The sequence below is a fragment of the Piscibacillus salipiscarius JCM 13188 genome, assembly GCF_001311865.1.
Taxonomy (GTDB): domain Bacteria; phylum Bacillota; class Bacilli; order Bacillales; family Alkalibacillaceae; genus Piscibacillus; species Piscibacillus salipiscarius.
Map to the genome: position 1 here is coordinate 1 of NZ_BBCD01000022.1, position 14399 is coordinate 14399.

Here is a 14399-nt window from a genome sequence, read left to right on the forward strand (position 1 = left end):
AGTTACACTCAATATTCGTTTATAGTAAAGCTATTTTTCTTTTGTCATACCCTCATTTTATAATTTATCTCTTTTTTCTGGAACAGGATCAAATCCACCAGGGTGAAAGGGGTGACACTTTAAGATTCGTTTTACTGTTAAATAAAACCCTTTTAAAAACCCAAATCTTTTAAAACGACTCAATGCCATACTGTGAACACGTTGGGTAAAACCTGCAAGATGGTCCTTTTAAAGGAGAGATGAATTTTTGATAAAAACGAATCATGTAAATAAATATATATTTCATTAACATCACTTTTCCTTACGTTTGTCGTACGTAATTGATGCAATGGCGTCATGTAGATGAATAGATTCTTCATTGACACATTTAACATGGAACTGCTTGATAAAATCATGTTCGTATAAATCACTTGATACAAGTCTTACCATATCTTCAACGAAGCGTGGGTTTTCGTAAGCTTGTTCTGTAACCATTTTTCATCAGGTCTTTTTTAAAACAGGGTGAATTCTTGCGCTAGCATTTGACTCAGCAGCTTCAAGTAACACTGTCTTCCAGTCTACATGTTGTTCATCAAACTCGGAATCTAATGTCACTTCAATAATTACATTTCCGCGTTGGTTATGCGCACTGTATTCACTAATTTCTTTAGAACAAGGACATAACGTAGTGATTTTACCTTTTAATCCTACTTTTATATCATAACCATTCTCACGGTGATACTTTACTCGAATCCACGCATCTGCGTGATTCATACCTGGTTTCCCAGTGTAAGGTGCTTCCCTTTCAAAAAACCAAGGAAACTCAACCGATAATTCAGCATCCTTTTGTTTCAACCGACCTTGCAGCTCTTTAGCGAACTGTTTCATTGTATGAATATCAACTTTAAAACCATTTTCGTAATAGTTATTAAGTTGTTCGGTAAAGCGGCTCATGTTTGTTCCTTTTGAGTCTTGAGAAATCGTTGATGCAAAATAAAAGTTCCCAATAGTTGTTTGTTCTTTTGGTTTGATTGAGCTAGGGACCGTAATAGGGTGTTTCACATTTTGGATACCAACTGCATCTAGTTCGAACAGAAAATCTTTTTTGGTATTTTGTAGGTCTGGCATTTTATTTTTTTCTTCTGGTTTGGTTCGTGGCCCAGGTTCTACAGATCCAAATAATTTATGACGTTCTACCTTAGTAGGTAATTGTTTCTTCGTCTTAATCTCGTTCATATCTAGGACTCCTTTCAATTAGAGCAAATCCATAGGCAATATAATTTAAGTATAATTAATGATAATTCGTATATCAATTTATTAAACTTATTCTAAATAAGGAACCACTTCAACTCGATTTGTAAATGTTTGTATAAGTTCTTTTTTATCTTCAAACCATTGCTTAGCATTGGATAAACTATACTGATTAGCTTCTACCAGTGGAACGACTTTATAGTTCTGGAAGTTTTCATATTGGTTGTAAGTCGGCATCATTTTAGCGTCTGAAACTTTATATTCGGTAGTCAAATTAGAGTTAATGGTTTTAGTTAATTTAATCTGCATGATAGCTCCAATTAAACGATCAGTCCCTTTTTGACCAGATAAGAAATTACCAAGTGAGTATGCGACAAATTTATCTTCACCTTCATCAGTCGAGATCCAATCAACCGGCTGTATGACATGTGGATGATGGCCTATAATTACATCTGCTCCGTTATTTGTCAGCAGTTCAGATAAGTGTACCTGCTCGTCATTTGGAAGTGGCTGATATTGGTTACCAAAATGCATACTTACAACAATAAAATCAGTTTTAGGTTTAAGATCTTGGATATCATTTAGTATTTTATCCTCATCAATATAATTTACTAAATGATTTTTACCATCAGGAATTGGAATGCCGTTTGTTCCGTATGTATAGGCCAAGAACCCTACTGCAATACCTTTTCTATGAATAATTCTTTGGGTTTGTTGATCTTTCTCGTTCTGATAAGCACCAACATATTTAATACCAAGTTGATCAAGGTAGTTAGTTGCGTTTAGAATTGCTTGTTCTCCTCGATCTAATGTATGGTTATTTGCCATTGATACGATATCAACCCCAACGTCTTTTAATGTATCACCCAATTCTTGTGGTGTATTAAATTGAGGATAGGTTGATAAGCCAATTTGACTGCCACCAAGTACAGTTTCTTGATTGGCAAAAGTGATGTCTGCATTCTGCAAGTAATATTTAATATCTTTAAACATTGGATTAAAGTCGTAACCAGAACTCGTACGTGCATCTTTATAAACAGTGCTATGTATAAGTAAGTCGCCAATTGCGTTTAAAGTTATAGATGATTCGAAATACTTTTGGTTTTGAAAGTGATTTTCTGCAATTACAGGATGACCGTTTGCTTGTTTTGTAGCTGAACTATTTTGGTAATCAGAATTAGTAAATATGACAATCATTAAAGTAATGAGAAAAAGAGCAGAGCCAATTATAATTTTATTTCTCATGAAAAGCACCTTTCTTCATTGATATTTAAAGTAAAAAAGCCCACCACTAATGGAGGGCTGATGTTTACATCCACGAAATTTTGGGTTCCGTTTTATTTTTAATTCGCTTGATATTTTCTCTATGTCTATAAATAACGAAAATTGCTAAAAGTAGTGTTACAATTATGAGTCCAATATCCTTCATAATAATGGATGTAATAAAAGCTATAACACCAGTTAACATGGATGCTAATGAGACATATTTAAATAACTTTAAGAAAGTAAAGAAAGACAATACAAGAATTAAAAACAATAACGGACTGACCCCTAATAGTACGCCCCCGGAAGTTGCAACAGCTTTTCCACCTTTAAAACGAGCAAACAATGGATATGTATGTCCAAGCACTGCAAATGCACCTATAATTAATGGTTCAGTTGAAGGTGCTAAGAAAATGGCTAAAACAGTTGCAACTGTTCCTTTTAGTATGTCCATAAGTGAAACAATAAGTCCAGCCTTAACGCCTAGAACACGGAAAGTGTTTGTACCGCCTAAATTTCCGCTTCCATGTTCACGAATATCTATTTGATAGAATAGTTTACCAATAATTAAAGCTGAAGGAATTGATCCTAATAAGTAAGCTGTAATAGCAAAAATAATGTAATCCATAATGGTTCCTCCACTTGAGCTTTAGCTTATTATATTCTATCAAATCTAACCTAAATAAAGAAGTGAATTTTAAATTTTATTAAGTTTATCTTACAATTATTATTTGAGAAAAGGTTAAAAAAAAGCTATGCTAATGACAAAGGAAGTTCTCGGAAGGGATGTCAAGTATGAAAAATCCATCGAATGAAGAATTAAAAAGCATTCTAGAAAACTCCAAGACAATCGCTGTTGTCGGTTTATCAGAAAAACCAAATCGCACTAGTTATCAAGTATCTAAAATTATGCAAAATCAAGGATATAATATTATTCCAGTTAACCCTAATGTTGATGAAGTGTTAGGGGAAAAAGCGTATAACTCTTTAGAAGAAATTGATCAGCCAATTGATATCATTAATGTGTTTAGACGTTCTGAACACTTGGTTGATGTAGCTGAAGAGGCCCTTAATACGAACTGTAAGGTTTTCTGGGCTCAGCTTGGTCTTTCCAATGAAAAAGCCTATAATCTATTGAAAGAACATGACTTTACCGTCATAATGGATTTATGTATTAAGGTCGTTCATTCTAGGTTAATCGGGCAATAAAGCGTTTAACTCGGGAAAAATCTCTGTTGACTAACAGGGATTTTCTTAACTTTTACCGAAAGATTAATAAAGAAATAATCTGATAGAATCAGAAAGGGGTCGTACGATTGTCTCAATCAAACCAAGCATATAATGATGATTCAATACAAGTACTAGAAGGATTAGATGCAGTAAGAACGACCTGGTATGTATATAGGAAGTACAGACCATCGTGGGTTGCATCATTTAGTTTATGAAATTGTCGATAACGCAGTCGATGAAGCGTTAGCTGGTTACGGAGAGAAAATTCATGTAACCATTCATAAGGATGAGTCAATAACTGTTAAGGATGAAGGGCGAGGTATGCCGACAGGATTACATAAGACAGGAAAGCCTACTCCTGAAGTTATTTTCACAGTGCTACATGCTGGCGGGAAATTTGGTCAAGGTGGTTATAAGACAAGCGGTGGCCTTCACGGTGTTGGGGCTTCAGTTGTAAATGCGTTATCAGAATGGTTAGAAGTGACAATCTGCCGAGATGGAACTAAGCATTCTCAGAGGTTTGAACAAGGTGGTAAGCCTGTAACTGGTCTTGAAGTGAAAGGTAACACGAATAAAAGCGGGACGACCATCCGATTCAAGCCAGATCCAGAGATTTTCTCTCAAGTTCACTATCAATTTGATATTCTTTCTGAACGATTACGTGAAGCGGCATTCTTATTAAAAGGTATTGAAATCATACTTAAAGACGAACGCAATGACGTTGAAGAGTCTTACAAGTATCCAGATGGTTTAGAATCGTTTGTTGCTTACCTAAATGAAGAAAAAGATGGATTACATCCTGTCATTTCATTTGAAGGTGAACAGAAAGATATCGAGATTGATTTCGCTTTTCAATACAATGATGGATACTCAGAGAATATTTTATCATTCGTAAATAATGTAAGAACTAGAGACGGGGGGGACACACGAATCAGGTGCACGAACAGCGATTACAAGAGCTTTTAACGATTACGCAAGGAAAATGCAGCTGTTAAAAGATAAAGATAAAAATCTAGATGGTAACGATATCCGCGAAGGCTTTACAGCGATTATTTCTTCAAGAATACCGGAGCAGCTTCTTCAATTTGAAGGCCAAACGAAAAGTAAACTCGGTACTCCGGAAGCTCGTAGCGTAACGGAAAGTATTGTATCGGAACAATTAGCTTATTTCTTAGAAGAAAACCCTGAAACTTCTAAAATGCTTATTAAAAAAGCAATCAAGGCAAGAGACGCTAGAGAAGCTGCAAGAAAAGCGAGAGAAGATGCACGTAATGGGAAAAAGCGTAAAAGAAAAGATTCTTTATTAAGCGGGAAGCTAACACCTGCCCAGTCAAAAAACCCGAAGAAAAACGAGTTATTTTTAGTAGAGGGTGATTCTGCAGGGGGATCTGCTAAGCAGGGGAGAGACCGTAGATTTCAAGCAGTATTACCGCTTCGTGGTAAGGTTATTAACACTGAAAAAGCTAAGATTGATGATATTTTTAAAAATGAAGAAATTGCAACCATTGTTCACACGATTAATGCGGGTGTAGGGGCAGATTTTAATATTGAAGATTCGCAGTACGATAAAGTTATTATCATGACAGATGCAGACACAGATGGAGCTCATATTCAAGTGTTGCTATTAACATTCTTTTATCGTTATATGAGACCACTAATTGAACAAGGAAAAGTGTATATTGCATTACCACCTCTTTTTAAGATTTCAAAAGGAAAAAGGAAAAATTATAAAGAGGATTACGCTTGGGATGAAGATGCCATGCAAAATTATTAAAAGAATATAAAAATGGCTACACGATTCAGCGTTATAAAGGTCTTGGTGAAATGAACGCTGATCAGCTATGGGAAACAACGATGGACCCTGAGACACGTACGTTAATTAGGGTTACGATTGAAGATATTGCTAGAGCAGAAAGACGCGTTGCAACATTAATGGGAGATAAAGTTGAACCACGACGTAAGTGGATTGAAACGAATGTTGCATTTGGAATGGAAGATGATGACACGATATTAGATAACGAGAGATTGCATAGCTAGGAGGAAGAACGTTGGCAGAACAAGCGAAGTATTTAGATTTACCATTAGAAGAAGTCATTGGCGACAGGTTTGGTCGCTATAGTAAATATATTATTCAAGATCGCGCCTTGCCTGATGCCCGTGATGGTTTAAAGCCAGTTCAAAGACGTATTTTATATGCCATGCATCAAGAGAGAAATACACATGATAAAGCTTTTCGTAAGTCAGCTAAAACAGTTGGTACCGTCATTGGTAATTATCACCCACATGGTGATACATCTGTGTATGATGCACTTGTTAGACTTAGTCAAACGTGGAAGGTGCGTCAAGAATTAGTTGAGATGCATGGTAATAACGGGAGTATTGATGGCGACCCTCCAGCTGCAATGCGTTATACAGAAGCAAGATTATCAGGAATAGCCTCAGAACTATTAAGAGATATTGAGAAAGATACAGTTGATTTCATACCAAACTTTGATGATACCGACTACGAACCAGTTGTGCTACCTGCTAAATTTCCAAACCTTTTAGTCAATGGTTCAACAGGTATTTCATCTGGTTATGCAACAGATATTCCACCCCATAACTTAGCTGAAGTAATTGATGCAGTCATTAAAACGTATCGAAAAACCTAACTCAACGGTTGATGATTTAATGGACGTTTTGCCAGGACCTGATTTTCCAACTGGTGGAATCATTCAGGGTGCAGATGGTATTAAAAAAGCCTACGAATCTGGCAGAGGTAAAATAGTTGTCCGAGGTTTAGCTGAGATTGAGCCTTTAAGAGGTGGTAAAGAACAAATCGTCATCACCGAATTACCATATGAAGTTAATAAAGCAAATATGGTTAAGAAGATGGACGAACTTAGAATTGAACGTAAAGTAGAAGGCATTTCTGAAGTACGTGATGAAACTGACCGAACTGGGCTAAGAGTGGTTATTGAGCTTAAAAAAGATGCTGACAGTCAAGGTGTTTTAAATTATCTATATAAGAATACAGATCTTCAAGTCTCTTATAATTTCAACATGGTAGCAATTGCCAATAAAACACCAAAATTATGAATCTCACTCAGCTTCTTGATGCCTATATTAACCACCAACGTGAAGTGGTTGAAAGACAAACAAGTATGATCTAAAAAAAGCTAAAGAAAGAGCTCATATTTTAGAAGGTCTTATGTACGCTATCTCAATTCTAGATGACGTTATCGCAACAATTCGCTCATCAGAAAACAAGAAAAATGCTAAAGAACGACTTAAAGAACAATATCAATTTAGTGAAGAGCAAGCAGAAGCCATTGTCATGCTTCAACTCTATCGTTTAACCAATACGGACATAACAGATCTAGAGAAAGAAGCAGACGAGCTTAAAAAGAAAATTTCTGAATTAACGGCTATCTTAGAAGATGAGAAAAAACTCTTCCAAGTTATTAAAAAGGATTTAAAAACTGTTAAAAAGAATTATAAGACGGAACGAAGAACGAAAATTGAATCAGAAATTGAAGATATTAAGATCAACCTTGAAGTCATGGTACCATCAGAAGAGGTTGTGGTATCAATTACTAAAGAAGGTTACATTAAACGAACAAGCATACGTTCTTATGCAGCTTCCAATATGGAAGATTTACAAATGAAGGATAATGATCAAATTATCCACGTTCTAGAGATTAATACAACAGATACACTTCTGTTATTTACAAATAAAGGTCACTATTTATATATTCCTGTTCATGAATTACCTGATATTAAGTGGAAAGATATGGGCCAACATATAGCTAATATTATCCCAATAGACCGTGAAGAGTCGATTATTAAAGCTATTCCAATAAGGGACTTTAATGAACAGCAATATATCTTGACGGTCTCTAAAAATGGCATGATTAAAAAATCTGATTTAGCTGCTCATAAAGTTCAACGTTATTCAAAGCCAATTACCGCAATGAAGTTAAAAGGTGATGATGAGTTAGTTAATGTTCATTTAACCAACGGACATCAAGATCTATTCTTAGCTTCTAATACTGGTTATGGTCTTTGGTACCATGAAAGTGAACTTAAATCTGTAGGGGTTAAAACAGCTGGTGTGAAATCTATGACATTAAAAGACGGTGAATATGTAGTGAACGGAGAAGTGTTTGATGACCTACAATTACCATCACTATTTGTTATCACACAAAGAGGTGCTTGCAAGCGAATGAGCATTTCGGAATTTGAAATGAGCTCTAGAGCAAAAACGCGGATTAATTATGCTAAGAGAATTAAAGCGGAATCCACACCGCATCACAGGGTTCTATCTAGTCAATGATGATACACACATCACCATTGAAACTGAAAAGGGGAAACGAAAGAAGTTAGGCCACTTGAGTTCAGAGAGAGCGATCGTTATAGTAATGGATCCTTTGTTTTAGATACTGACCAACATGGACCAGTCGTTTACACACAAATCAAACCCGAATACGAAAAGGTATTTGAAGATGATCATGAAGAATAAATGATAGTAAAAAGGCTAGCAGTTTTGTTAGCCTTTTTCTTTATTTAACTCAAAATAATACAATATTCCTATTATTTGAATTTTGATATTTATAAAAATTATGATAATATATACATTAAGTAAGGAGGGGGTTATGTCGGAATTACGCGAAAAAATAATTCAATCATCACTCCAGTTATTCTCTGAACAAGGTTTCCATGGTGTATCAGTTAAAGACATAGTCGAACATTGTCAAACTTCTAAAGGTGGCTTTTATCACCATTTCAAATCAAAAGATGAATTGCTTTATGTCATTCATGATACGTTTGTATCCTATGTGTTAAATGAAGCCAACCGAGCAAAAAGAAGGTACCAACACCCAGTTGAACAGCTACATGAAATGTTGAAATCTTTAGTTCGAGTCTATGATCTTTATAATGACCACATCATTGTTTTTAATCAGGAGTATAATTATCTTAAAGATGATTACTACCAGCTTATTAAAAGCAAAAGAGATGAATATGAGGAAATCTTAAAAGGGGTGATTAAAGAAGGGCAACGATTAGGATACATTAGGGAAGAACTACCTACGACTGTTACAACCATGTCTATACTTGGTATGGTCAACTGGACCTACCAGTGGTATAAAAAAGATGGACCTAAAACAATCGATCAAATTGCATCAACATACATAGACATCATTTTCACAGGATTATTAACAGAAGATGCATTCAATCAATATCAGACGTCTAAGCTTTCAAAGGAATTGGAATTTTAGACTTTTTAATAAGCGCTTATAGTAAGCGTTTTCATTAACATTAATACAGACCAACTAGTCGGTCTTATTCTATAAGGGGGGATGAAAGATGAATTTTGAACTGACAAAAGAGCAAGAGATGATTAGAAAGATGGTTCGTGACTTTGCACAGGAAAAGATTGCACCGAGAGCCATAGATATTGATGTCAATGCAGAATTTCCAGAAGATATTTTTAAAGAAATGGGAGAGTTAGGTTTACTCGGTATTCCATTTCCAGAAGAATACGGAGGTTCTGGTGGAGATACTGTATCATACGCATTAGCAGCTGAAGAAATTGCACGCGTATGCGGAAGCACAGGATTAAGCTATGCTGCTGCGATTTCACTTGGATCAAGTCCAGTCTATTATTTTGGAACTGAAGAACAAAAGAGAAGTTTTTGAAACCGCTTGCAAGTGGTAAAGCATTAGGTTCTTTTGGATTAACTGAACCAAATGCCGGATCTGATGCAGGAGGAACGAAAACAACGGCGAAGTTAGAAGGTAATGAGTATGTGATTAATGGTGAAAAATGTTTCATCACGAATGCATCTTACGCTCAACAAATCATCGTAACGGCTGTCACAGGAAAAGATGACCGTGGCAAAAATATCATATCGGCTATCATCGTACCGACTGATACAAAAGGTGTAACGATTACAGACAACTACGACAAATGGGAGTACGTGGGTCGAACACAGCAGAGATTGTTCTTGAAGATGTGCGTGTACCAAAAGAAAACTTACTTGGAGATCCAGATAAAGGGTTTAAACAATTCTTATACACGTTAGATGGTGGACGTATTTCAATAGCTGCCTTAGGTGTAGGTATTGCTCAAGCCTCATTAGATAAGGCCCTTGAGTATGCGAAAGAACGTAAACAGTTCGGTCAGTCCATTTCTAATTTCCAAGCTATTCAATTTAAATTAGCCGATATGGCGATGGAGGTTGAATTAGCACGCACGATGGTCTTAAAAGCTGCTTGGTTAAAAGATCAAGGCAAAAATTTACTAAAGAAGCTGCTTATGCCAAGTTATTTGCATCAGAAACAGCTACTCGATCAGCCAACCAAGCGATTCAAATTCATGGCGGTTACGGTTACATGAGAGAATATGAAGTTGAGCGTTATTTAAGAGATGCTAAACTACTCGAAATTGGTGAAGGAACATCTGAAGTACAGCGTTTAGTCATTGCTAGACAATTAGGTTGTTAATTTTTAAGGAGGTATGGTTGTATGTCATTACTCGAACTAACGATTGGTGAGCTATTAGATAGGAAAGTAAAGGAGCATCCAGACCATGAGGCAGTCGTATATCCTGAAAGAGATATTCGCTGGACGTATCAAGAATTTGATCAAAAGGTAAATGAAGCTGCTAAAGGGCTTATGGCTCTCGGTGTTGAAAAAGGCGAACATGTCGCCATTTGGGCGGATAATAAACCAGAGTGGGTCACAACACAGTTTGCCTCAGGAAAAAATAGGTGCAGTTCTTGTTACGGTTAACACAAGTTATCGTGCTCAAGAATTGGAATATCTCCTACAACAATCTGACACAACAACCTTGATTTTAACGGAAACGTTCAAAGGAACCTCGTATCTCGACATATTAAATGAAATATTACCAGAATTAAAAAATAGTGAAAAAGGAAACATTCAATCTAGTAAACTACCAAAATTAAAAAATGTCATCTTACTAAGTGATGAGGACTGTCCTGGCTGCTATAACTGGCAAGACTTAATTCAGTTAGGTGAGCGAGTGACAGATCGTGAACTTGAAAAGCGCCAAAGACAATTACACTACAGAGATGTTATTAATATGCAATATACATCTGGCACAACTGGTTTCCCGAAAGGTTATGCTTTCTCATTACAATATCGTTAATAATGGTAAACAAGTTGCTGAATGTATTGAATTATCAAAGGAAAGCCGCTTATGTATTCCTGTACCATTCTTCCATTGTTTTGGATGCGTTATGGGAACTTTAGCGACTGTGTCACAAGGTGCGACTATGGTTGTAATCGAACAATTCGAGCCTGAAGCGGTATTAAAAGCGCTGGATCAAGAGAAGTGTACAGCAGTCCATGGTGTGCCAACCATGTTTATTGCAGAATTAAATCATCCTGACTTTGAGAAATATAATCTGTCTTCATTACGCACAGGAATCATGGCGGGGTCTAACTGCCCAATGGAAGTGATGAAAGATGTTATGAACAAAATGGGCGTATCTGATATTACCATTGCTTATGGCCAAACGGAGTCATCACCAGTCATCACTCAAACTCGTACAAATGATTCGATCGAGCGTAAAGTAAGTACTGTAGGTCAAGCTCACCCTAATGTTGAAGTAAAAATCGTACACCCAGGTACAGATGATGAAGTGCCGCCAAACACACCAGGAGAATTATGTACTCGAGGCTATCTTGTCATGGAAGGTTATTATAAGAATGAAGAAGCTACTCAAGCAGCCATTGATTCTGAAGGCTGGCTTCACACTGGAGATATAGGTGTGATGGATGAAGAAGGTTATGTAGAGATTACAGGTCGCATAAAGACATGGTGATTCGCGGCGGTGAAAATATTTATCCTCGTGAAATTGAAGAATTTTTATACACTCATTCTGATATAGTCGATGTTCAAGTGATCGGCGTTCCGGACCCTAAATACGGGGAAGAATTAATGGCTTGGATTATTACGAAAGAGGGTAAAGAACTAACAGCTGATGAGGTTCGCGAATTCTGTGATGGTAAAATTTCGCGTTATAAAATTCCTAGATACATTGAATTTACGGATGAATACCCAATGACAGCAAGTGGTAAAATTCAAAAGTTTAAACTTAGAGAACAAGCAAAAGAACTGATTATGCAAAACAATAAATAGGAGAGATGTTATGTTTAAAACAGTTTTAATTGCAAATCGTGGTGAAATTGCAAGACGAATCATTAAAACTTGTAAACGACTAAACATTCGTACAATCGCTGTCTATTCTGAGGCAGATGAAGAATCATTACATGTTAGAGAAGCAGATGAAGCACATTTAATTGGTCCTGCTCGTGTTAACGAAAGCTATTTAAATGTAGATCGAATTATAGAGGTGGCTAAAGAGACAGGTACAGATGCCATTCATCCTGGTTACGGCTTACTCAGTGAGAATACAGACTTTGCAAAGCGAATTCAAGATGAAGGGATTGCCTTTGTCGGACCTGATGCTTTTGCAATCGAAAAGATGGGTAGTAAACTAACAGCAAGAGCTACTATGGAAGAAGCCGGTGTCCCTATTATCCCTGGTACAAACGACCCTATTGCCAATACAGACGAAGCTAAAACATTTGCAAACAAAACCGGATACCCAGTTATGTTAAAAGCATCTCACGGTGGTGGCGGAATCGGCATGCAAATTGTTCATGACGATGCTGAACTCGAAAAAGCATTTGAAAGTAATGCAAGAAGAGCTGAACAATTTTTCGGTAATGGAACGATGTTTATCGAAAAAGTGATTGAAGATGCGCACCATGTGGAAATTCAATTACTGGCTGATCATCATGGAAATGTACTGCATTTATTTGATCGTGAATGCTCCATTCAGCGTAGACACCAAAAGGTTATTGAAGAAGCTCCTTCACCACTATTAACTGAAGAAACGAGACAAAAAATGGCTGATGCAGCTATAAAAGCTGCTAAAGCGATTGATTACAAAAAATGCTGGTACGATTGAATTTCTAGTAGATGAAGATCAAAACTTTTATTTCTTAGAAATGAATACTCGTTTGCAAGTCGAACACCCTGTAACGGAATTAATTACAGGTGTTGATCTAGTCGAACAGCAATTAAAAGTTGCAAATGGAGAAGAATTAACGTTAAAACAAGAAGACTTAACCATTCAAGGGCATTCACTTGAAGCTAGGATTTATGCAGAAGACCCTAAAACATTCTTCCCGTCGCCAGGTAAAATTACAAAACTTACTTTACCTGAAGCATCTTATATTAGACATGATATAGCTGTTGACGATGGATACCAAGTAACCCCCTATTATGACCCTATGATTGCAAAGTTAATTGTTAGTGGTAATACCAGGGAAGAAGCCGTTGAGAATTTGAAAAAAGCGTTATCAGGTTATGAAGTAGATGGAATTAAAACTAACATTCCATTATTAAGGGATATTGTTGAACTGCAAGCATTTAAAGATGGCCAAACACGTACATCTTTTATTCAAGAACATATTTTAATTAATCAATAGGAGGAATCAATCATGAATCAAGTAACAGCAAACATGGCAGGTAACGTATGGAAAGTAGTGGTTAAAGCAGGAGATCAAGTTGAAAACGGTCAGGATATTGTCATCCTAGAATCTATGAAAATGGAAATTCCGATTGCTGCTGAAGCATCAGGTACAATTAAAGAGTTAAAGGTAAACGAAGGGGATTTCGTTAACGAAGGAGACGTTATTGCCGTTATTGAGTAATTACGATAACAAAGGAGAATCACTATGAGTCTTCCAAAAGAAGTCATCATTAAAGAAGTGGGCCCTCGTGATGGTCTACAAAACGAAAAAGAAGAGATTAAGACTGAAGATAAAATAGAATGGATAAACCAGTTATCAGAGACTGGTTTATCCTATATAGAAATGACGTCATTTGTCCATCCTAAGTGGATCCCGCAATTAAAAGATGCTTTAGAAGTTGCGAAAAGCGTTAAACGTAAAGAAGGTATTACCTATTCTGCTTTAGTACCTAATATGAAAGGTCTAGAAGGGGCTATTGAAGCTGACGTCGATGAAGTGTCGATCTTTATGTCTGCAAGTGAAGCGCATAATAAGAAAAATATTAATAAATCGATCGATGAAACATATCCAGTATTAGGCGAAGTGGTAGATGAAGCTAAAAAAGCTGGGAAGTCAGTTAGAGGTTATGTGTCAACTGTTTTTGGTTGCCCATATGAAGGTAAAGTTGATGAGCAGCAAGTAATCAATGTATGTAAAAATTTATTTGATATGGGAATTGATGAATTATCTTTAGGCGATACCATTGGAGTGGCAAATCCTATTCAAGTAAGACAGTTTTTAAACCTAATATCAACTGAGTTTCCTAAAGATCAAATTGCTTTGCACTTTCATGATACAAGGGGGGATGGCATTAGCTAATACTTTAGTTTCATTAGAACAAGGATTTTTTATATTTGACGGTGCGTTAGGCGGCTTAGGAGGATGCCCTTATGCAAAAGGAGCTTCAGGTAATGTTGCAACGGATGATTTAGTTCACATGTTACATGAAATGGGCATTCAAACGGGTATTGATCACGACCAATTACTTAAAGCAGGTCAATTTATTCAAAATAAGATTAATAAGCCTTTACCTAGTAAACAAATGAATATTTGCACACAAAAAGCATTGAGTTAGGAGGGGAGTT

5 protein-coding genes and 8 pseudogenes are annotated in these 14399 nt (G+C 36.3%); 9 read left to right on the plus strand and 4 right to left on the minus strand.

Annotated features, from left to right (window positions below):
- Positions 1-57 precede the first annotated feature (57 nt).
- The 4 genes and pseudogenes from yidD to plsY form a co-directional block, all read right to left on the minus strand.
- Positions 58-286, minus strand: a pseudogene (gene yidD / locus JCM13188_RS13490) (membrane protein insertion efficiency factor YidD).
- 5 nt (positions 287-291) lie between these two features.
- Positions 292-1215 (minus strand): annotated as a pseudogene (folE2, locus tag JCM13188_RS13495) (GTP cyclohydrolase FolE2).
- An 87-nt stretch (positions 1216-1302) separates the two neighbouring features.
- The gene (locus JCM13188_RS13500) at positions 1303-2475 is read right to left on the minus strand and encodes a CapA family protein (RefSeq protein WP_054754592.1); all 1173 of its coding nucleotides are present in this window, start codon (positions 2473-2475) and stop codon (positions 1303-1305) included.
- A 64-nt stretch (positions 2476-2539) separates the two neighbouring features.
- Positions 2540-3121 (minus strand): glycerol-3-phosphate 1-O-acyltransferase PlsY, encoded by a 582-nt coding sequence (plsY, locus tag JCM13188_RS13505; RefSeq protein ID WP_054754593.1) that lies wholly within the window; start codon positions 3119-3121, stop codon positions 2540-2542.
- A 167-nt stretch (positions 3122-3288) separates the two neighbouring features.
- On the opposite strand from plsY, the gene JCM13188_RS13510 reads away from it, so the two are divergent.
- From JCM13188_RS13510 to JCM13188_RS13550, 9 genes and pseudogenes are all read left to right on the plus strand, one after another.
- Positions 3289-3702: a CoA-binding protein gene (locus JCM13188_RS13510; protein ID WP_054754594.1), complete on the plus strand. Its 414-nt coding sequence runs from the start codon at positions 3289-3291 to the stop codon at positions 3700-3702.
- A gap of 107 nt (positions 3703-3809) precedes the next feature.
- A pseudogene (gene parE, locus JCM13188_RS13515) lies at positions 3810-5760 on the plus strand (DNA topoisomerase IV subunit B).
- A gap of 11 nt (positions 5761-5771) precedes the next feature.
- A pseudogene (gene parC / locus JCM13188_RS13520) lies at positions 5772-8224 on the plus strand (DNA topoisomerase IV subunit A).
- A 133-nt stretch (positions 8225-8357) separates the two neighbouring features.
- On the plus strand, positions 8358-8981 hold the full coding sequence (locus tag JCM13188_RS13525) for a TetR/AcrR family transcriptional regulator (RefSeq protein ID WP_054754595.1): 624 nt from the start codon (positions 8358-8360) through the stop codon (positions 8979-8981).
- An 88-nt stretch (positions 8982-9069) separates the two neighbouring features.
- Positions 9070-10209, plus strand: a pseudogene (locus JCM13188_RS13530) (acyl-CoA dehydrogenase family protein).
- 21 nt (positions 10210-10230) lie between these two features.
- Positions 10231-11872: pseudogene (locus JCM13188_RS13535) on the plus strand (AMP-binding protein).
- 10 nt (positions 11873-11882) lie between these two features.
- Positions 11883-13230 (plus strand): annotated as a pseudogene (locus JCM13188_RS13540) (acetyl-CoA carboxylase biotin carboxylase subunit).
- Between the two features lie 12 nt (positions 13231-13242).
- Entirely contained in the window at positions 13243-13455 is a 213-nt protein-coding gene (locus JCM13188_RS13545; protein ID WP_054754596.1) for an acetyl-CoA carboxylase biotin carboxyl carrier protein subunit, read from the plus strand.
- A gap of 24 nt (positions 13456-13479) precedes the next feature.
- A pseudogene (locus tag JCM13188_RS13550) lies at positions 13480-14389 on the plus strand (hydroxymethylglutaryl-CoA lyase).
- Positions 14390-14399: the final 10 nt, after the last annotated feature.